The sequence below is a fragment of the Pseudomonas sp. GW823-FHT05G12 genome (assembly GCF_058795575.1).
The window spans coordinates 2773663-2794187 of sequence record NZ_CM179501.1 but is presented as its reverse complement, the minus strand read 5'-3'; the positions used below and the strand labels follow the sequence as shown (position 1 = coordinate 2794187).

The 20525-nt window shown below is 63.0% G+C and carries 15 protein-coding genes; 7 read left to right on the top strand and 8 right to left on the bottom strand.

Features of this window, described 5'->3' with window-relative positions:
- Positions 1-2 precede the first annotated feature (2 nt).
- From AC3RCM_RS12595 to AC3RCM_RS12580, 4 genes are all read right to left on the bottom strand, one after another.
- Positions 3-1244, bottom strand: coding sequence for a thiolase family protein (locus tag AC3RCM_RS12595; protein ID WP_409322786.1), 1242 nt, complete (start codon positions 1242-1244; stop codon positions 3-5).
- Positions 1241-3124: a feruloyl-CoA synthase gene (locus tag AC3RCM_RS12590; protein ID WP_064493468.1), complete on the bottom strand. Its 1884-nt coding sequence runs from the start codon at positions 3122-3124 to the stop codon at positions 1241-1243. Before AC3RCM_RS12590 ends, AC3RCM_RS12595 begins: the two co-directional genes overlap by 4 nt.
- Before the next feature lie 91 nt (positions 3125-3215).
- Complete coding sequence (locus tag AC3RCM_RS12585) at positions 3216-4664, bottom strand: aldehyde dehydrogenase (protein ID WP_104887679.1); 1449 nt, start codon at positions 4662-4664, stop codon at positions 3216-3218.
- A 75-nt stretch (positions 4665-4739) separates the two neighbouring features.
- Positions 4740-5570, bottom strand: a complete 831-nt coding sequence (locus AC3RCM_RS12580; RefSeq protein ID WP_010954234.1) for a p-hydroxycinnamoyl CoA hydratase/lyase — start codon at positions 5568-5570, stop codon at positions 4740-4742.
- A gap of 197 nt (positions 5571-5767) precedes the next feature.
- Here AC3RCM_RS12580 and AC3RCM_RS12575 point away from each other — a divergent pair, with 197 nt between their 5' ends.
- Complete coding sequence (locus tag AC3RCM_RS12575) at positions 5768-6238, top strand: MarR family winged helix-turn-helix transcriptional regulator (protein WP_012052230.1); 471 nt, start codon at positions 5768-5770, stop codon at positions 6236-6238.
- 98 nt (positions 6239-6336) lie between these two features.
- On the top strand, positions 6337-7461 hold the full coding sequence (locus tag AC3RCM_RS12570; RefSeq protein ID WP_104887680.1) for a mechanosensitive ion channel family protein: 1125 nt from the start codon (positions 6337-6339) through the stop codon (positions 7459-7461).
- Positions 7462-7539: 78 nt separating this feature from the next.
- Here the strand turns inward: AC3RCM_RS12570 and AC3RCM_RS12565 are convergent, their stop codons facing one another.
- Positions 7540-10587, bottom strand: a complete 3048-nt coding sequence (locus AC3RCM_RS12565) for an aminotransferase class III-fold pyridoxal phosphate-dependent enzyme (RefSeq protein WP_104887681.1) — start codon at positions 10585-10587, stop codon at positions 7540-7542.
- 143 nt (positions 10588-10730) lie between these two features.
- Between AC3RCM_RS12565 and AC3RCM_RS12560 the strand changes: the two genes are divergently transcribed.
- Positions 10731-11171 carry an Lrp/AsnC family transcriptional regulator gene (locus tag AC3RCM_RS12560; protein ID WP_004374903.1) on the top strand — a complete coding sequence of 147 codons (441 nt, stop codon included), beginning with the start codon at positions 10731-10733 and terminating at the stop codon, positions 11169-11171.
- 40 nt (positions 11172-11211) lie between these two features.
- On the opposite strand, the gene AC3RCM_RS12555 is transcribed toward AC3RCM_RS12560, so the two are convergent.
- Complete coding sequence (locus AC3RCM_RS12555) at positions 11212-11829, bottom strand: dTMP kinase (protein ID WP_064493464.1); 618 nt, start codon at positions 11827-11829, stop codon at positions 11212-11214.
- A 226-nt stretch (positions 11830-12055) separates the two neighbouring features.
- Between AC3RCM_RS12555 and AC3RCM_RS12550 the strand changes: the two genes are divergently transcribed.
- Positions 12056-14599, top strand: coding sequence for an HWE histidine kinase domain-containing protein (locus AC3RCM_RS12550; RefSeq protein WP_064493463.1), 2544 nt, complete (start codon positions 12056-12058; stop codon positions 14597-14599).
- Between the two features lie 126 nt (positions 14600-14725).
- On the opposite strand, the gene AC3RCM_RS12545 is transcribed toward AC3RCM_RS12550, so the two are convergent.
- Positions 14726-16369: an acetolactate synthase large subunit gene (locus tag AC3RCM_RS12545; RefSeq protein WP_004576806.1), complete on the bottom strand. Its 1644-nt coding sequence runs from the start codon at positions 16367-16369 to the stop codon at positions 14726-14728.
- Between the two features lie 185 nt (positions 16370-16554).
- Between AC3RCM_RS12545 and AC3RCM_RS12540 the strand changes: the two genes are divergently transcribed.
- The gene (locus AC3RCM_RS12540) at positions 16555-17436 is read left to right on the top strand and encodes a LysR family transcriptional regulator (protein WP_004374921.1); all 882 of its coding nucleotides are present in this window, start codon (positions 16555-16557) and stop codon (positions 17434-17436) included.
- Here AC3RCM_RS12540 and AC3RCM_RS12535 read toward each other — a convergent pair.
- On the bottom strand, positions 17421-18080 hold the full coding sequence (locus tag AC3RCM_RS12535; protein ID WP_104887683.1) for an alpha/beta hydrolase: 660 nt from the start codon (positions 18078-18080) through the stop codon (positions 17421-17423). The two genes, AC3RCM_RS12540 and AC3RCM_RS12535, sit on opposite strands and share 16 nt — an antisense overlap.
- Before the next feature lie 267 nt (positions 18081-18347).
- On the opposite strand from AC3RCM_RS12535, the gene AC3RCM_RS12530 reads away from it, so the two are divergent.
- Positions 18348-19532 carry an MFS transporter gene (locus AC3RCM_RS12530; RefSeq protein WP_104887684.1) on the top strand — a complete coding sequence of 395 codons (1185 nt, stop codon included), beginning with the start codon at positions 18348-18350 and terminating at the stop codon, positions 19530-19532.
- 62 nt (positions 19533-19594) lie between these two features.
- Positions 19595-20446 (top strand): LysR family transcriptional regulator, encoded by an 852-nt coding sequence (locus tag AC3RCM_RS12525; protein WP_064491418.1) that lies wholly within the window; start codon positions 19595-19597, stop codon positions 20444-20446.
- Positions 20447-20525 lie beyond the last annotated feature (79 nt).

The window sequence follows — 20525 nt, the reverse complement described above, 5'->3', positions numbered from 1 at the left end:
GGTCAGGCAACGAAATGAGGGTTTTCGATCAGCAGCGCCATGCCTTGGCCACCGCCGATGCATGCCGCTGCGATGCCATAGCGCAAGTTGCCGTCGCGCAATTGACGGGCCAAGGTGTGGACCAGGCGCAGGCCTGTAGCGGCCAGTGGGTGACCGAGGGCGATAGCGCCGCCATGGACATTGAGCTTGTCCACATCGAGTTCGAGTGCCTGGGCCACCGCCAGCACTTGGGCGGCCTGGGCCTCGTTGATTTCCAGGCGGTCGATCTGCTCCAGGCGCAGGCCGCTGCGCTCGAGCAGCAAGGTGATGGCCGGCGCCGGCCCGATGCCCATGAGGCCGGGCGGCACGCCAACGGCCGTGGCCATCAGCAAGCGCGCCAAAGGCGGATGAGTGCAATCGGAGTAGCGCGTGACCAAGGCTGCCGCCGCGCCATCGACCACCGCGCAACTGTTGCCAGCCGTCTGCACGCCACCGGCGTGCACCGGGCGCAGTCGGGCCAGTGCGGCGGCATCGGTAGGCCTCGGGTGGCTGTCCTGGCTGACCTCACTCACGCCACGCGGCAATGCAATGCCGCGTGGCTGGCAGCCTTCTGCCTCCAGTGCCTGCGCGGTGACGCTGACGATTTCCTCGTCGAACCAGCCCTGCGCCTGGGCTTGCAGGGCCCGCTGATGGCTGCGCAGGGCCCACGCGTCCACCGTTTCACGAGCGAGGCCATAGGCACGGGCCAGGTTTTCCGCAGTACCGATCATGTCCACGCCGGCAGCCGGGTCGTACAGGGCTTCCCAGAGAAAGTCCTTGAACCCGACCGGCGCCCCCAGGCGAAAACCGCCCCGGTGTTCATAGGCCGCGATCGGATTGCGCGACATCGACTCCGCGCCCACGCAAAGCACCTGGCGGGCGCCACTGCGCAGCTGTTCACCGGCCTGACGCAACAGTTCAAGGCCCGTGCCACAGATGCGCTGCACCGCCAGTGCCGGTACCGACTGCGGCACGCCACAGTAGAGGCCGACATGGCGTGGCAGCATGTAGGCGTCGAAGCTGGCCTGGGCCATGCTGCCGGCGAGCACGCTGTCTACCGCCTGAGGGGCGGCAGCTGCACGTGCCAGCACCGCGCGCCCGGCCTGAATGCCCAGGTCGATGGGCGAGATCGCGGCCAATGCGCCACCCAGGTCGACCCAGGGTGTGCGCATCATCTGGACGATGGCCGTGTCCTCGAAGACGGTGCACAGCCCGGCCGCACTCAAGGCCGCACCTTGGCGTGCAATGCGTCGGGGTCTTCGCCACGGTACAGCGCCTCGACCTGAGCGGCGCGCCGCTGCAGCACGGCGCGCTGATTGATCGAGCCCTTGTCGGTGATTTCACCGGCGTCGATCGACGGCGGCTCGGCCAGCAGCGACAGCCATTCGATACGGCTGGCGTTGCCCTGGGCATCGCGGTTCAAGCGTTCCAGCCAGTCAGCGAACCAACTGCGCACGGTGTCGTTGGCCAGCACCTGCACATCGCTGGCATCCTCTGCCAGCCCGGCCAGGCGACGACACTCGGGCAGACGCGGGAAAACCAGCAGGCCCAGGCATTGACGGTCCGGCGCGGTGACCACGATGTCCTGTACGTAAGGCGAGCCCTCCAGCACTGCGCGGTTGCGCAGCGGCCCGACACTGACGAATACCCCGGACGAAAGTTTGAAGTCCTCAGCGATACGGCCATCGAACATCAGGCCAAGCTCGGGCTGCCTGGCATCGGCCAGCTTCAACGCGTCGCCCGAACAGTAGAAACCCTCCTCGTCGAACGCCTCGGCGGTCTGCTGCGGCGAGCGCCAGTAGCCCGGCATGATATGCGGGCCACGGAAGCGCGCCTCGAGCTTGTCGCCCACCGGCACCAGCTTCACTTCGCAGCCAGGTGCCGGCAGCCCGACATAGCCGGCCATCGACAAAGGCCCGGTGGTGAAGGTGCACGATGGCGAGGCTTCGGTCATGCCAAGGCCGGCCATCATGCGGATGCGTTCGCCGCAGTGTTGCTCGGCTATGCGGTCCAGCCGGTCCCAGACGCTTTGCGACAGGCCTGCGGCGGCAAAGAAGAACAGCTTGATGCGGGCAAAGAACACCTCGCGCAGCGCGGGGTCCTGCTCCAGTGCCTTGACCAGTTCCTCCCAGCCCTTGGGTACGGTGAGGTAGGCCGTGGGGGAAATCTCGCGCAGATTGCGCAAGGTCTCGGCGAAGCCTTGCGGGGTCGGCTTGCCGGCGTCGAGGTAGAAACTGCCCCCGTTGTAAAGCACGATGCCGAGGTTGTGGCTACCGCCGAACGTGTGGTTCCACGGCAGCCAGTCCACCAGCACCGGCGGCTCCTCGGCGAACGTCGGAAAAGTCTGCAGAAGCATCTGCTGATTGGCGCACAGCATGCGCTGGGTGGTGATCACCGCCTTGGGCAGCTTGGTCGAGCCCGAGGTGAAGAGGAATTTGGCGATGGTGTCCGGCCCGGTGGCGGCGAAAGCCGCATCGGCCGCCGCCAGGTCACCCGGTTGCAACAGGCTGTCGAAGCTTATATGGGGGCGACCTGCGACCTGGCCACGCACGCTGATCACGCCGACCGAATCGTTCAGCACCGCCTCGAAGGCGCGCTGGAACGGCTGGCTGTCGCTGACAAAGATCACTCCGGGGGTGAGCACCTCGCAGACATGGCGCAACTTGGCGAAGTCTTGCGACAACAGCGCGTAGGCCGGCGACACCGGGCAATAGGCAATACCGGCATACATGGCGCCGAGGGCGATTTGCAGGTGTTCGATGTCGTTGCCGGAAAGCAGCGCCAGCGGGCGCTCGGCACTGAGGCCCAGTCCTAGCAAGTTGGCGGCGATGGTGCGCACATCGGCGAGCATCTGCACGTAGCTGATCGAACGCCAGGCACCGTCTGCCTGGCGTGCCGCGATGAAAGTGGTGTCCGGGCGCACCTGGGCCCAATGCACCAGGCGCTCGAGCAGGCGCGCCGGCAGCGGTGCCAGTGGCTCGACAGGTTGCATGCGCAGCACGTCGTCGACGTGGCTGACCTGCACCTGGGGATGCCCGATGGCCACCTGGCGGTAGCGCGGACGTTGGCCAGGGTCGGTCGACCCTGAGCGGGCTTCGTTATTCACGCAGGTTGCTCCTTGTTCTTGTTGTACATCCTGCCGCCGCCCGATATGACGGGGCGGCGGTCATCTTGCCAGTGGCCTGGGCCTGCCGCGGCTAGATGGGATAGTGACGCGGGCCGTGCTGGAGGGTGACCCAGCGCAACTGGGTGAACTGATCGATGGCCGTGCGGCTGCCGAAGCTGCCATAGCCGCTGGACTTGACCCCGCCAAACGGCATCTGCGCTTCATCGTGAACGGTCGGCCCGTTGATATGGCAGATACCCGACTCCACCCGTTGAGCCAAGGCCAGGGCGCGGCTGGTGTCGCGGCTGAAAATGGCCGATGACAGACCGAACTCCGAGTCGTTGGCCAGCTGCAGCAAGGCTTCGTCGCCTTCGGCGCGCAGTACCACCGCCACCGGGCCGAAGGACTCCTCGCGGTACAGGCGCATGCTGGCATCGACGTTGTCGAGCAAGGTCGGTTGCAGGATGCTGCCTTCGAGCTGGCCGCCGCTGACCAGGCGCGCGCCCTTGGCCACGGCATCGTCGATCAGTGCCTTGATGCGCTCGCCGGCCGCTGCGCTGACCAGCGAGCCGAGCACCGAGGTGCTGGCTTGCGGATCACCTGCACGCAGCCCGGCGATCTTCGCCGCCAGCTTGTCGACGAAGGCGTCGGCAATACGGCTGTCCACCACAAGGCGCTCGGTGGACATGCAGATCTGCCCCTGATTGAAGTAGGCACCGAAGGCCGCCGCTTCGACCGTGGCGTCCAGGTCGGCATCGTCGAGCACCAGCAAAGGCGCCTTGCCGCCCAGTTCGAGCAGGGCCGGCTTGAGGTGGCGGGCCGCCAGCTCGCCGACGATGCGCCCGACGTGCGTCGAACCGGTGAAGTTGACCCGGCGTACCGCAGGGTTGGCGATCAGCCGCTCGACGATGGCCGGGGCATCCTGCGGCGCATTGCTGATGACATTGACCACGCCGTCGCCGATGCCTGCATCGTGCAGCACCTGGCCGATCAGCCGATGTACCGCCGGGCTCAGCTCCGAGGCCTTGAGCACCACGGTGTTGCCGCAGGCCAGCGGCATGGCAATGGCACGCGTGGCCAGTATCACCGGGGCGTTCCACGGCGCGATGCCCAACACCACGCCGCAGGGCGCGCGCAGGGCCATCGCGAAGCTGCCGGGAACGTCCGAGGGGATCACTTCACCGGTGATCTGCGTGGTCATGGCTGCAGCCTCGCGCAGCATGTTGGCGGCCAACTTCACGTTGAAGCCATACCAGTTGGCCATGGCCCCGGTTTCACCGGCGGCGGCGATGAACTCGGCGGCCCTCGCCTGCAACAGATCAGCGCCTGCCAGCAAGCGGCTGCGCCGCTCGCCCGGTGCCAGGGCGGCCCAGGCCGGAAACGCCGCGCTGGCAGCAGCCACGGCGGCATCGGCATCGGCCAGTGTGGCGGCGGCAGCCTGCGACACCACCTCGCCAGTCACCGGGTTACAGCGCTCGAAGGTTCGTCCATCGCTGGCGGGGCGCGACTGCCCGCCAATCAGCAAAGGCACCTGCAACATGCTCATTCCTCTTGTTGTCGTTATAGAGAAATACCCACGGGCTTTGGCGCGGCACACCGCCGCCCGCGGTGCGACTCAGCGCTTGTAGGCCTGCAGGCCTGGCTTGATGCTCTTGTCGTCGAGGAACTGCTTCATGCCCTGCTCGCGGCCGCCAGTAGTGTCCAGCAGGCGCGACTGGTCGAGCTTGGCGTAGAGGTAGTCCTCGTTCTGTTCCCAGGTCAGCTCGCGGCAACGCTTGAAGCCATTCTTCGCGGCGCGCAGCACCACCGGGTTCTTTTCCAGCAGGTTCAGCGCCAACTCACGGGTGGTTTCACGCAGCTCGGCCAGCGGCACACTGTCGTTCACCAGGCCCATCTCGGCAGCCTTGCGACCATCGAAGGTCTTGCCGGTCATGATGTAGTACAGCGACTGACGATGGCCAACGGTATCGGCCATGGCCTTGCTGACCAGGTTGCCAGGCGGGATGCCCCAGTTGATTTCCGACAGGCCGAAGGTCGCTTCGTTGGCGCAGATCGCCAGGTCGCATGCCACCAGTGGGCTGAAGCCGCCGCCGAAGCACCAGCCGTTGACCATGGCGATGGTCGGTTTGGCATACAGACGCAGCAACTTCCATTGCCATTGCGAGGCTTCGCGACGAATCTTTTCCTGGAGGATTTCCGGGCCGGCGTCCACCTCGCGGAAGTACTCCTTCAGGTCCATGCCGGCGGTCCAGGACTCGCCGGCACCGGTCAATACCAGCACGCCAGCGTCAGCGTCCTGTTCGAGGGTTTCCAGCACGTCGACCATTTCCCGGTTCAGGGTGGGGCTCATGGCATTGCGTTTTTCCGGGCGATTGAGGGTCACCCAGGCGATGCCCGCTTCCAGTTCGACCTTCACAGTGGTCCAGCGGCCTTCATATTTGCTCATGGTTCTGCACTCTTGTTGTTCGAGGTGATGGGGCCACGCTAACGGGTCAAAATAGTTATGTCAATTAACCATTAACAAATTTATCTTTAACCCATGCGTAGGCGCGCTGCCTTTTTCCAAAGCCTCTCTAGCCGAATCGCATAAGGACAGGCAAAATAGGTAACTTTATTACCCATGATCGAGGAGCATGAACCCTGATGGCTAGGTCTGCCCGTAGTACCGACGACGCTTGCGTGGCTGCTCCTGTGGGAGAAGGGGTGCTTGAAGACTTGATCGGCTACGCCTTGCGACGCGCGCAATTGAAGCTGTTCCAGAACCTTATTGCCCGGCTCTCGGCCCATGACCTGCGCCCGGCCCAATTTTCCGCCCTGGCGATCATCGACCAGAACCCCGGGCTGATGCAGGCCGACCTGGCGCGTGCGTTGGCAATCGAACCGCCGCAAGTCGTGCCAATGCTGAACAAACTGGAAGAGCGCGCGCTGGCCGTGCGCGTGCGGTGCAAACCGGACAAGCGCTCGTATGGGATTTTCCTGAGCAAATCGGGCGAAGCCCTGTTGAAGGAGTTGAAGCACATCGCCGCCGACAGCGATCATCAGGCGACATCCAACCTCTCGGATGACGAAAGGACTGAACTGTTGCGGTTATTGAAGAAAATCTACCGAGACTGACTCCGTCAGCTCAGCGTGGTGAAATCCGATCGACCTGTTGCGCCTCTTTGACGTCCCAAGAAAGCACCTTGGCAAATCAACCCAGAGGCGAGGTACTCATGAACGACCGCATCATCGCGTTTTTCACCGAAACCACCGTATTCGGCATCTCCATTCTCAATCTGCTGGTGGCGCTGACAGTCGCCACCTTGGTCTTCCTGGTCGCCCGTGCCGCCATCAGTTTCCTGATGCGCCGGGTACGGCGCTGGTCCGAACACGAAGGCCCACTGAGCCAGATAATGGCCAAGGTGCTTTCCGGCACCAGCAACTTTCTGTTGTTGCTGGCCTCTTTGCTGGTGGGCCTGAGCATGCTCGACCTGCCCGAGCGCTGGCTGAGCAGGGTCAGCAGCCTGTGGTTCGTGGTCGCTGCCTTGCAGATTGGCCTGTGGGCCAACCGCGCCATCGGCCTGGGCCTGAGCCGCTACTTCGCCCGCCACCGTACCGACGGCCTGAACCAGGGCAGCGCACTGGCAACCCTTTCGGCCTGGGGCGCGCGGGTCCTGTTGTGGTCAGTCGTAGTGCTGGCAATGCTGTCGAACCTGGGGGTGAACATCACCGCCTTCGTCGCCAGCCTGGGCGTGGGCGGCATCGCAGTGGCGCTGGCTGTGCAGAATATCCTTGGCGACCTGTTCGCTTCGTTGTCGATCGCCGTGGACAAGCCGTTCGAGATCGGTGACTTCATCGTCATCGGGCCCCTGGCGGGCACCGTTGAGCACGTCGGCCTCAAAACCACACGCATCCGCAGCCTCGGCGGCGAACAGATCGTCATGGCCAACGCCAGCATGATCAGCAGCACCATCCAGAATTACAAGCGCCTGCAAGAGCGTCGCATCGTGTTCGAGTTCGGACTTTCCTACGACACGCCCACCGAGGCCGTGAAGAAAGCGCCAGGCATCGTCGAAGACGCCATCAAGGCCCAGGAGCAGGCGCGTTTCGACCGCGCTCACCTGCGTGGCTTCGGCAAAGAGGCGCTGGAGTTCGAGTGTGTCTACATCGTCCAGGACCCAGGCTACAACCTTTACATGGACATTCAGCAGGCGATCAACTTCAGGCTGCTGGAGCGGTTCTCGCAAATCGGCGCCAAGTTCGCCGTACCGGTGCGCGCGATCAAGGTCACGGCATTGCCAGAGGCCGCCGGCCTGCATGGCCAGGCTCGCGAAGGCCTGAGCATCAGAGGCGCTTGATGCTGGCAACCTGCCCGGCTCGCCAGATAGGTGCGCCGCAGGGCGTGCACATGCGCACGCCCTGCCCGCGCTGAAACGCTATTTCAGCGCCGCGGTGAAGCTGTCTTTCAGCACCTCGAGAAGGAAGTCTGCATTGGCCCGGCTGAAAATCATCGAAGGCCGCATTTTCAGCACGTTGTCATGCGGGCCTTCGGTGCCGATCAACACGCCGCGCTCCCGGGCACCATCAGCCACTTTTCTGGCCAGGGCCGTGGCTGGCGCCTTTGACTTGCGGTCAGTCACCAGCACGATGCCAAGGAACAGGCCCAACCCGCGCACATCGCCAATCACGTCGAATTGCTGCTGAAGCTTGCGCAAACCCTCGAGCAGGTAATGGCCGACACTCAAGGCGTTTTCTTTCAACTGGTCACGCTCGATTGCATCGAGTACCGCCAGGCCTACCGCGCATGACACCGGGTTACCGGCGAAGGTATTGAAATACTCCATGCCGTTGTTGAAAGCATCGGCAACCTCGCGCGTGGTCACTACCGCCGACATCGGGTGGCCGTTACCAATGGGTTTGCCCATGCTGACGGCATCCGGGACCACACCCTGGGTCTCGAATGCCCACCAGTGGCTGCCGACCCGGCCAAACCCGACCTGAACCTCATCGGCCAGGCACAGCCCACCTTCGGCTCGCACCATGGCGTACACCTCCTTGAGGTAGTGTTCGGGCAAAAACACCTGCCCCGCCACGCTGGGGATCGATTCGGCAATGAAAAAACCGGGGCCCTTGCCTGCCTTGCGCATGGCGTCCAGCTGCTCTGCTACCGACTCGGCAAAGCGCTTGCCGTGCGCTTCCACGGGCCAGTGCTCGGGGGCGTAGTAGCTGTCCGGGACCACGGCCTCGTAGACATGCGCCGCCCTGCCCTTGCCCGCCTTGCGCTTGTACTTGTAAGGGCTCAGATCGATCAGTTCCTGAGTGGTGCCGTGGTAGGCCCAGTCCAGCACGATCGCCTGATCACTGCCTGTGTAGTTGCGCGCCATACGCAGCATCAGGCTGTTGGCCTCACTCCCCGAGCAGCCAAAGGATGCTACGCAAAGGCCCTTGGGCAAAGTGCCGGTCAGGCGTTCGGCGTATTCGACGATGTTGTCGTGCAGGTAGCGGGTATTGGTGTTGAGCAGCGCAGCCTGGCGGGTCAAGGCTTCGACCACGTCGGGATGACTATGGCCCAGGTGGCACACGTTGTTGAAGCAGTCCAGGTAGGCCCGCCCGAAGTTGTCGATCAGCCATACGCCATCCCCGCGCACGAACTTGATCGGGTCGGTGTACGAAATGGACAGGTTGGGTAGCAGCAGTTCCTTGCGCCTGGCAATGATCTGGGCCTTGGTCATGCCCTGCTGGCTGTAGGTCTCTGGCGGGATACCGGCCAGGGCCGAGGCATCGGGGAACAGGTCGGCCCACGCTTCGCGGTACGCTGGCTCACCCACGCCCATGACCTCGCACGCGCTCAGCCGGGTATCGGTGACCACCTGCAGATGCAGGTGGGGGATCCAGCCGCCGTTCTCGTGATCGCTGCCCATGTAACCGACCAGGTCGCCGGCTTCGAGCTTGTCACCGGCCTTCAAACGGCTGAGCGCCTCGTGGGCCATGTGCCCCCACAGTGTCAGAAATGGCGGGCAACCGGGCGGGGTGTGCTCGAGCATCACCAGGCCGCCATAACCCAGCGGGTCTGGCTCGACCTCGACGCTTCTGACGGTGCCGGCAATCGGTGCGTACAACGGCGTACCCGCTGGCATCAGCAAATCTACCCCCACATGCAGGGTCCGGTGCTGCCCCTTGATGAAGCGAGACTCAAAGGCGCTGTCGGTATAGACGGCACGTACCTCGCCCCATGGCCCGATGCCCAGCGGGGCCTTGTGCGCGGCAGAGCATTCATTCCACCACCGCGTCGCATCTGCAGGGCGCTGCTGGGCCGAGGCAATGGTCATCTCATGGCTGGCATCGCCAAACGGCGCGATGACCTTGTCCAGAATGGCAGCTGACGGGCGCACCAGGTCGGCAAACGACTTGTGGTTGTCGGCAATCCAGCGGCGGACTTCCCCCGCACCTTCGATGGCATCGAAACCACAGGCCTTGCGCAAAATGCCGGTGGCCAACCGTGGGTTTATCGAATCGAGTTGTTCCAGTAGACGCCAGGCAGGCGCTTCACTGATCGCCAGGTAAGGGTTGTCGTCGGTCTGGTCCTGCCGGGAAGCGGAGAACGTGACGCTGATGACCAAGCGCATGGCAATCAGGTTGAACAACACATCAAGCTCTTGCGCTTGCAACGGGTACTTCTCATGGAAGCCGGCCACCAGCGCAGCAGCAGCGCCGATCGGGTCGTCCATGTCGAGAATGGCGTAGGCGCTGGCGATTGCGACCTCGGCAATCAGAACGGTGTGCACGGCATCGCCAAAATCGATGAAGCCAGTCACGCTACGGGGCGTTTCGGCATCGACCAGGATGTTCCAGTCGTTGGCATCGTTGTGGATCACCTGGGCCCGAAGGGAAGCCAGCTTTGGCTGTACAGTCTGTTCGAACCGGGCGATGAAGCGCTCGGCAACGGCCCGGCGATCAGGGTCCTTGATGCAGTGCAGCCGCGAACGGGAGCGCGCAGCATGGCGTAAGTCCCAGTCCAGGTCGCGGACTGCGCCCGGGTGCATGAAGCCCTGCAGGGCACGGTCAAGTTCACCGAGTGCCTGGCCGAAGTTTCTCATCAACGCCAGGGAGCGTCTGGCCTTGGCAAGTGGCGTGCCGGCCAGCCAGCTGACCAGGCGCACAGCGTGCTTTTCACCGGTGCTGCTGGCCACAGACGGCAGGTAGTCGCCAGTCACGCTGGCCCGCAGGTGTGGCACGCCCAAATGCGCGCCATGCACGGCCAGGTGATCGAGTAGCGCGGTTTGAAACTCGCTTTCTACCCTGGGCTCGCTGGCATTGACGATTTTCAGTATCCAGCCTGCATCTACGCCAGTCTCCAGCCGGTAATTGCGATCACGCTCCCCATCCAGGGGCGTTGCAGTGCCGGTGACATCGAAGAAATCTTTTGCAAGGCCCTCTGCATCGCTTGCCGAAAACCGAGGTGCTGGGTGGGAAAGGTCTGTCATATCATCAGGTTCCGGGCGCGCTGATTGTTTTTCAATAGCTTGTCATGCGCCGCCGAAACGGACACCCTGCATACGGTCGGGCGCAACAGGCATTATGCCGGTTCCGACCGGCATAATGACGGCAAGCTTATCAAGGGGCTGCAATGCGTGACCTGGACGCTAAAGATCGTGAGATTCTTGAGGTACTTTCGAAGGACGCGCGTATTGCGCTCAAGGCGTTAGCCGGCCGCATAGGCCTTTCCCGAAGTGCCACCACCGAGCGTGTCGCCAACCTTGAACGCAGCGGGGTCATTCGCGGTTATCGCGCTGACATCGGCGAAATAGACGCCAACGTGATACGCGCGATCTTGCTGGTGACGTTGCAGCGCACGCCTGCCATGGGGCTGCTCGACCAGTTGGCAACGGACGCGCGCGTACGGCGGGTTTCGTCGGTGAGCGGTCAGCTCGACCTGGTGGTTGAAGTGGAGACCCGAACGATCGACGACCTCAACCAGGTACGTGACAACGTGGCACGTCACGAATCAGTGGATGACATTACCACGTCGGTAGTCCTGCGCCGTGATATCGACCGCCAGGGCGCCTGATACCTGCAGAGGCAGTAGACAGGCCGTACTCACCCAAGCCTCACAGGTGTCGAAGCACGCCCTGAATCTCGCCTACGACCTGCCGCGTTGCCTCGTCGACGGTCCCTTCATTACGGCACAGCACCCAGCCTTGCTCTGCAACCGCACGCTCGAACGCCTCGGTACAGGCAACCTGTTCTTCCAGGTTATGGATCACCGTACTGCCCAGCCCACGCGTGCGCGCCGCGGCCCTCGCCCATGAGGTTTCAGGCGTTGTGACAACGCCGACATGCAAATCGGGCACTTGCACGTTTCGTTCGAGGTTCAGGCGCAGGATCTTGTCAAACGGCACTGTGCGGCGAAACGCAGCGTCAGAGGGGTACCAGCGATCAATCAGGATGATGCTGTCAGCGGGCTGCCTGGGCAGTACATGTCGGGAAATCCAGGCGCGGCTTTCAGCGAAGCGCTCGCAAACCTTGAACTCAAGGTCCTGGCAAGGGCTTCTGGAAAGCTGGTTGACCAGGGCCATGGTCTCGCCCCGGTGAGGATCATTCTTTCTTTCGCAAAGGCGGATCACCTTGTTCCCGTCCAGCCGTAACGCTTGAGTGACGGCCTCCAGCAGCGTGGTCTTGCCGGTCCCCTTGGGCCCATCGAAGGAAATAAACAGCGGGCGGTTCATCGTGCAATACCAGTTGGCTCAAGCGCGGGATAAGACCATTGATCAGAGCTGCCTTCAAGCGATTCTCGACGGGAGTACATCCGTACTCCACGCTGTGATCAAAGCATTGTCTTGGGAATGGACCGGTATTGCCCGACCCGCCATCCCCAAGGCGTTCAATGCCTGCTAGGCTGACGGACGATGGCGGACCTGCTGCCCGCCTCCCCTTACCCACAGGCACGGGCCAATGACCCACAACCCCCACGTTAACCTGACCAACTGCGACCGGGAGCCCATCCAGATTCCCGGGAGCATCCAGCCCCATGGCTGCCTGCTGGCCTGTGATGCCTCGGCGACCGTGGTGCTGCGCCATTCGGTCAACGCCCCACAGATGCTGGGTGTAGCAAGCGATATCAATGGTCAGAAACTGCACGCGGTGCTGGGTGACGAGGTCACGCATACGCTTCGCAACGCACTTGCCCGTACCCGGGATGCCTCGCGCCCCGCGCTCAGTTTCGGCGTGACGCTGCCCAACGGCGCGGCCGTCGACATCGCCGCCCACTTGTACAAAGGCACGGCAATCCTCGAATTCGAGCCCGCCGGGGCGAGCATCGCCGAACCGATCGAACTGGCGCGCACGCTGATTGCCCAACTGCGCGAAATCGACCAGACCAGCAAGCTGTTCCGCGACGCCGCCCGCTTTGTCCGGGCGGTGCTCGGTTACGACCGGGTGATGATCTACCAGCTGGGAGCCGACGGTGCCGGCAAGGTGGTTGCCGAGTCCAGGCGTAGCGACCTCGAAAGCTTCATGGGCCAATACTTCCCCGCCTCCGATATCCCCCAGCAGGCCCGCGCGCTCTACCTGCGCAACCCGATCCGGGTAATCTCCGACGCCCAGTTCAATACGGTCGCCATCAACCCGGTGCTCGACCCCTCGGGCGAACCGCTCGACCTGTCCTACGCGCACCTGCGCAGCGTCTCGCCGATCCATTGCGAATACCTGTGCAACATGGGCGTGGGCGCCTCGATGTCGATTTCCGTCATCGTCAATGGCGAGCTGTGGGGAATGATTGCCTGCCATCACTACGCACCGCGCACGCTGGCCATGGGGCAACGTGTGGCCGCCGAGATGTTCGGTGAGTTCTTCTCCCTGCATATCGAGACCCTGCGTAGCCGGCAAAAACTCGAAGCCGCCGTGCGCATCCACAAAGCCCTGGACAGCCTGCTGCGCGACGCCAACCAGGCGGCGGACATTGATGGGTTCTTCCACGCACGGCTACCCCGGTTGATGTCGCTGATTCCCTGCGACGGCATCGGCATGTCGCTGCTAGGCCGCTGGTCGTGCGCAGGGCTGGCGCCGCCCCAAACGGCCGTGCCTGATCTGCTGCGTCTGGCAGACATGGTCAGCGAAGGCCGAATCTGGGCATCCAATCGCCTGTCGACGGTGCTCCCTTCAGCCCAGGCGTATTTTAATGATGTGTCTGGTGTGCTGATTATTCCGATGTCGCAACACCCAAGGGATTACTTGATCTTCTTCCGCAAGGAGGTGGTCGAGACACTCGACTGGGCCGGGGACCCGAACAAGACCTATGACAGCGGCGCGTTGGGCGACCGCCTGACGCCACGCAAAAGCTTCGCCATCTGGAAAGAAACCGTTCACCAGCAGTCGCTACCCTGGACCGAGCAGGACCGCCAGTTTGGCGATGCCATCCGTACCGCTATCGTCGAGGTGGTGCTGCACAACAGCGAGCTGCTCGCCAGTGAACGCGCCAAAGCTGAGGTGCGCCAGCGCATGCTCAACGAAGAGCTCAACCACAGGGTCAAGAACATCCTGTCGCTGATTGGTGCACTGGTTGCCCATCCGACCCCGGAAAGCCAGACCCTGCAGGACTATGTGGCAACGCTCAAAGGGCGTATTCAGGCCTTGTCGTTGGCCCATGACCAGGTGGTGCGCGGTGACGGTGGCGGGCGCCTGGCGAAGCTGCTGGAGGCCGAGCTTTCTCCCTATCGCACGGCTGCCGGCGTGATCGAGTTGCAGGGCCCGAACGTTATCCTCGATGCGCGCGCTTACTCGGTCATGGCCCTGGTGCTGCACGAACTGGCCACCAACGCGGCCAAGTACGGTGCGTTATCGCGGGCCGGCGGCAGGCTTTCGGTAAGCTGGGCAATCGACGCCACCAACGGCTGTGCAATCAGTTGGCGGGAAAGTGGTGGGCCAACGGTACGCCCGCCCAGCCGCAGCGGCTTCGGCACGGTACTGATCGACCGCAGCATCCCGTTCGACCTGGGTGGCACCAGCGCAGTGGAATATCACCCCGAAGGCCTGCAAGGCTTTTTCAAAATCCCGGCCAAGCACCTTTCCGTAGCCGAAGCGGCAGAAACCGCTCTCCCGGCCACGCCTCTGGCCCGTGCAAACGGTGCGTTTGCAGCGCGCTCGGGCTTGTGTGTGCTGATACTCGAGGATCAACTGGTGATTGCAGTAGGCCTGGAGCAAATTCTCAACGATGCGCAAATCAAGGACGTGATCACCGCCAGCTCCGAGGACGAAGCCATGCAACTGCTTGGCAGCCACAAGCCGGACGCGGCAATACTGGATGTCAACCTGGGCACCGGAACCTCCATTTCCGTAGCGGATGAGCTGGTTCGCCGGCAGGTTCCGTTCCTCTTTGCCACCGGCTATGGCGACGGCATCAGCATTCCCGAGCACTTGCAGCATGTGCCCGTCACGCGCAAGCCTTATGACGCCAATGCCATTCTGGCCAGCCTGCAAGACCTGCTTGATCTGGGGTGAGTGGGATTCAGAGGCAGTCTTGTGTCATGAAAAGGCCCGTAACGCCGACATATCACTGTCAGCTATACGGGCCTTTTCGCAGCGCAATGCCGCCCCTGAAAAAGGACGGCGCCGGCCTGTCAGGGCTTACACCGCCAGGGCGCGCTCACGCAGCTCGCTGTTGAGGATGCGGTCGTTCTCGCTGTAATCGACCGGGCAGTCGATCACGTGCACACCCGGGGTCTTGATGCAGTGCTCCAGCAGCGGCAGCAGGCCTTCGGCACTTTCCACACGGTGGCCGTTGGCGCCGTAGGCTTCGGCATATTTGACGAAGTCCGGGTTGCCGTAGTCCAGGCCGAAATCGGTGAAGCCCATGTTGGCCTGCTTCCAGCGGATCATGCCGTAGCCGTCGTCACGCAGGATCACCACGGTGATGTGCATGCCCAGGCGTACTGCAGTTTCCAGTTCCTGGCTGTTCATCATGAAGCCGCCGTCGCCACACACCGAGATTACCGGGCGGTCCGGGTGCACCAGGTGCGCAGCCATTGCCGATGGCAGGCCGGCGCCCATGGTCGCCAGGGCGTTGTCCAGCAGCACGGTGTTTGGCTTGTGCGCTTTGTAGTTGCGGGCGAACCAGATCTTGTAGATGCCGTTGTCCAGGGCGACGATGCCTTCGGACGGCAGTACACGACGGATGTCAGCCACCATGCGCTGTGGGTAGACCGGGAAGCGGTCGTCGTCGGCGCCTTCGGCGATCTGTGCTTCGTTGGCTTCACGGATGGCCATCAGGCGGGTGAAGTCCCAGTGCGACGTGTCGTTCAGCGCTTCACTGATCTGCCACACGGCGTTGGCGATGTCGCCGATCACTTCTACTTGCGGGAAGTACACGGCATCGACTTCGGCAGAGCGGAAGTTGATGTGGATGACTTCGGTGCCGCCACGGACCATGAAGAACGGTGGCTTCTCGATCACATCGTGGCCGATGTTGATGATCAGGTCGGCGGCTTCGACGGCGCGGTGAACGAAGTCGCCCGACGACAGCGCCGCGTTGCCGAGGAAGCGCGGGTGGCGCTCGTCGACCACGCCTTTACCCATCTGGGTGGTGATGAACGGGATGCCGGTCTTGTCGATCAGCTGCTTGAGGACCTTGGCGGTCATCTTGCGGTTGGCACCGGCACCGATCACCAGGATCGGGTTACGCGCGTTCTGCAGTTTTTCGACGGCAGCTTCGATGGCCACGTGCTCGGCCAGCGGGCGGCGGTGCAGGCTGCGCGGGATCGGCAGCGCGTCGGTCTGCTCGGCGGCGATGTCTTCCGGCAGCTCCAGGTGCACCGCACCCGGCTTTTCTTCTTCGGCCAGGCGGAAGGCTTCGCGCATGCGGGCCGGGATGTTGTCGGCCGAGGCGAACTGGTGGGTGTACTTGGTGATGGGGTCCATCATGCCGCACACGTCAATGATCTGGAAGCGACCCTGCTTGGACTTCTTGATCGGCTTCTGCCCGGTGATCATCATCATCGGCATGCCGCCCAGGTAGGCGTAGGCGCTGGCGGTCACCAGGTTGGTGGCACCAGGGCCGAGGGTCGACAGGCTGACGCCGGTCTTGCCGGTCAGACGACCGTAGGTGGCAGCCATGAAACCTGCAGACTGCTCGTGACGGGTCAGTACCAGCTTGATCTTCGACTTGCGCAGGGATTCGAGCAGGTCGAGGTTTTCCTCACCGGGAATGCCGAATACATACTCGACACCTTCGTTTTCCAGGCATTGCACAACGACATCGGCGGCCTTGGCCATTTGGGGTACTACCTCAAAATCTTTGTGGGATTGCAGATTTATTAAACTGCGTGACTGAGATGTTGCAGGATGTCTCAGTGGCGCGCATCGTAGGCCCTCTGGTTAATAATAATAAATATATTGTTATGATGCTTAGCATCACAGTTCGTTATGAATGCATCCCGCATGAAAGGTAGCACCCCTCAATGAACCTCAAGGCATTGCGCTGCTGTGTCGAAATCGTCCGGCAAGGCAGCTTCACCAAAGCCGCGCAGCACCTGCACATCGCCCAGCCCGCGCTGAGCATGGCCGTTACCCGGCTGGAAGAAGAACTGGGGGTAACCCTGTTCAACCGCACCACGCGCAAAGTGATCCTCACGGCAGAAGGCGAGCAGTTCTTGCCGCGCATTGCCTCTGCCCTGCGCGAAATGGACGTTGCCCGGCAAGAGCTGCGCGACATGGCCGACCTCAAGCGCGGTGAAGTACGCCTGGGTATCCCGCCGATGTTCGGCCTGCACTACGTCCCCGGGTTGATGAACGCCTTCCGCAAGTCCTATCCGGGCATTGCCATGACCGTGTTCGAAGGCAGTGCCGAAGACATTGGCCATCGCCTGGAGCAACGGGAAATCGACCTGGCGCTGCTGGAGTCCCGGCGTGTACCGCCCGACAAGGAGTCGATCCTGCTGGGCAGCGACGAGATGCTGGCGTGCATGCACCCGGATCACCCCTATGCCGGCAAGGCCTACCTCACCGCCGAAGACCTGCGCAATACCGACATGGTGGTGTTCGATCGCACCTTCGTTCAACGCCATCTTCTGGATGCGTTCTTCGCCGAACATGGCATCACATACCAGGTGGCGCTACAGAGCAACTTCGTCTCGCTGGTGGTGCAGGCCGCGCTGGACAACATGGGGGTGGCGACCCTGCTGCGCTCGGTGCAGCAACGCACGCCAGGCATTGTCGGCGTGCCGTTCCGGCCAGCACAGCAGATGAGTTTCCGCTTGTGCTGGCGCTCGGGGGAATACCTGTCGCTGGCCAGCAAGCGGTTCATCGACTTTGCTGCACAGACGCATTACCTGGAGCGGTGAGGGCCAGTCTTCTGGGCGAGATGAGCAATCACCTGCTCCGCGGCACGGCCCAGGCAGCCTTTGAAAAAGTGATTGGCACCGGCGTATACCGACACTGCCCGTTGTTCAGGGCCAGCCCATTGCAGCAGGTTGGCCAGCGGTGCCATTTCATCCTGTTCACCATGCAGTAACAGGCAATCCTCAGGCAGCGGCAATGGCTCGTAATAGCGCCCTCCCGGTACATCCCCCACCGGCAGCCCCATCAATGCGACTGCCTGCAACTGCCCTTCCAGCGCACAGGCAACCCGGGCGAACACGTAGGCCCCAAAGGAAAACCCGACCAGCGCTACCGGCAGCTCGGGCTGTTGCTGGTTGAGGTGCCGGATGACCGCGATGCAATCCTCGGCTTCACCGATGCCCTGGTCGTGCGCGCCTTGCGTCTGCCCCACCCCACGAAAGCTCGGCCGTACCACTTGCCAGCCGGCTGCACGTAGCTGCCGTGCCAGGGTCAGTGGCACGATATGCCGTGGGCTACCGCCCAGCAGCGGTTGCGGATGGCTGACCAGCACCAGCCCTGTGGGTGGCCCGTCGGGGTAGTCGATCAACAGCTCGATCTGGCCAACGGCCCCATCGATAAGCAGCGGGTTGCGCGGGGTATCTGACATTGCAGTTGTCCTTGTGAACCGAATGTGTGGCGCGTGTACTCACCGTTTGCCGAGCGTTGGCGCGTCACCGCCCGCAGTCTAAAAGAGCAGGCGTACCCGCTGCCACAGGATCCCGTCATTTCAGCCAGGGGCGTAGCAAGCGCGCCCGTACGGAGCAGGACACGGGCTGCAACGTCGCGGAAGCCGGGGCAGCATCCTCGACGTTGCAGCCATCGATTGACTATTATCCCGCCTTGAACGTTTCAGCATGTTTCAATAGGGATACAGATGTCAGTCCAGGAACACCCCCCGCTCCCCAGTAAAAACACCGTCGCCAAGATGGAAGCCGCCATGGCACTGGGCAGCTTTGCCATCGGCACCGGCGAATTCGCCATCATGGGCCTGATGCCCGACATTGCCAGCAACTTGCAGTTGAGCGAACCGCAGGTGGGCCATGCCATCAGCGCGTATGCGCTGGGGGTAATGGTTGGCGCCCCGACACTGGCGATTCTCGGTGCCAAACTGCTGCGCAAGCACATGCTGCTGCTGTTGATGCTGCTGTATGCCGTGGGCAACCTGGCCACTGCCTTTGCCCCCTCGTTCGGTGGCCTGGTCACATTTCGTTTCATCAGCGGCTTGCCCCACGGCGCCTACTTCGGCATTGCCGCAGTGGTGGCCTCGAGCATGGTGGCCAAGGATCAGCGCGCGGGGGCCGTGGCACGGGTGATGATGGGCCTGACCTTGGCCATGTTGCTCGGCAACCCGGTTGCCACCTTCCTGGGCCAGTACTTTGGCTGGCGTTCGGCATTCGTGCTGGTCGGCGCGATCGCCCTGTGCACCATCGCCCTGGTCTGGCGTTTCGTGCCCCAGCGCCACGACGAAACACGCAGCGACCCGCGCAAGGAGCTCCAGGCCTTTGCCCACCCACAGGTATGGATGGCGCTGGCCATCGCTTCGATCGGTTTTGCCGGCATGTTCTGCGTGTTCAGCTACCTGGCACCGACCATGCTGCACGTGACCCAGGTGTCGCCACAGTGGATTCCGTTCGGTCTGGCGGCGTTCGGCGTGGGCGGTATCGTCGGCAACATCGCTGGCGGCAAGCTGTTCGACCGTCTGCAGTTTCGCGCCGTGGGCTTGGTACTGATGTGGTCGGTCGCCGTGCTGCTGTTCTTTACCTTCGCCGCCCAGGCGCTGTGGAGCCTGCTGCTGGGCATCGGCCTGGTGGGCACCATGATCGCCCTGGCGGCACCGCTACAGATCCGCCTCATGGACATTGCCCATGAGGCACCTAGCCTGGCAGCGGCGTCGAACCATGCGGCGTTCAACCTGGCCAATGCGCTGGGGCCATGGCTGGGAGGCATGGCGATCACTGCAGGCATGGGCTGGACCAGCACCGGGTACATCGGCGCCGCGACTGCACTGGTTGGCCTGGGCATTTACCTGGTGGCGCGGCGGATGAAAGGCGGGCATTGAAGCCGGCAGGGTCATAAAGGGTTACCCTACCCCTTTATGCACCCGCCACTGCCGAGTCATTCATGTTCGATTGGGAAGACCTGCGCCATTTCTCCGCCTTCAGCTCGGCCGGCTCGCTGTCGGCCGCTGCCAAGACCCTAGGTGTCGACCACGCCACCGTGGCCCGGCGCATCGCCTCGCTCGAAGCTTCGCTCAAGCTCAAGCTGGTCGACCGACGTCCCCGCGCTTATGCCCTCACCCACGAAGGCCAACGTGTTGCGGAACTCGCCGAGCAGATGGCCATGTCCTCTTTTGCCCTGGAGCATTTCGCCAGCGCCGGCCAACAGACAGTGGAAGGCGAAGTGGTGCTCTCGGCACCACCGGCGCTGCTGGGCAGCATCGTCGCCCGGCGCTTGGGCGAGCTGTACCAGCGCTACCCACAGCTGCGCCTGAAGCTGGTAGGCAGCAAATCCAAGGCATCCTTGGTCCGCCGCGAAGCTGACATCAGCATCGCCCTGGCCAGGCCGACAGAGCCAACTCTGGTGGTCAGCCTGCTGGGGCACCTGGATTACCGGCTGTATGCCTCGCCCGGTTACCTGGCCAGCGCAACGGTCAGGCGCTACATCGGCTACGACGAGTCTCAGGCCCGTTCCCCACAACAGCAATGGCTCAACCTCCAGGCCGGCCAGCAGCCGTTCGCATTGCACAGCAATGATCTGCGCATCCAGGCCCAAGCCTGTGCCGGCGGCATCGGCATCGCCTGCCTGCCCGCGTTCATGGCACAGGAACACGGTCTGAAAGAGGCAGGCAGCGCCCAACAGACAATGAGCATCGAAATCTGGCTGGCCGTGCATGAAGACGTGCGCGCCACGCCGCGGATCAAGGCGGTTACCGACTTCCTTCAGCAACAGGTGCGGCCGCTGCTACGCTTGTGAATTCTTGCAGATGGCGCATGCATCAATACGGAATTTTCGCCCAACCCTGCCAGCGTTAGGCTAACTCCATCACTCACGC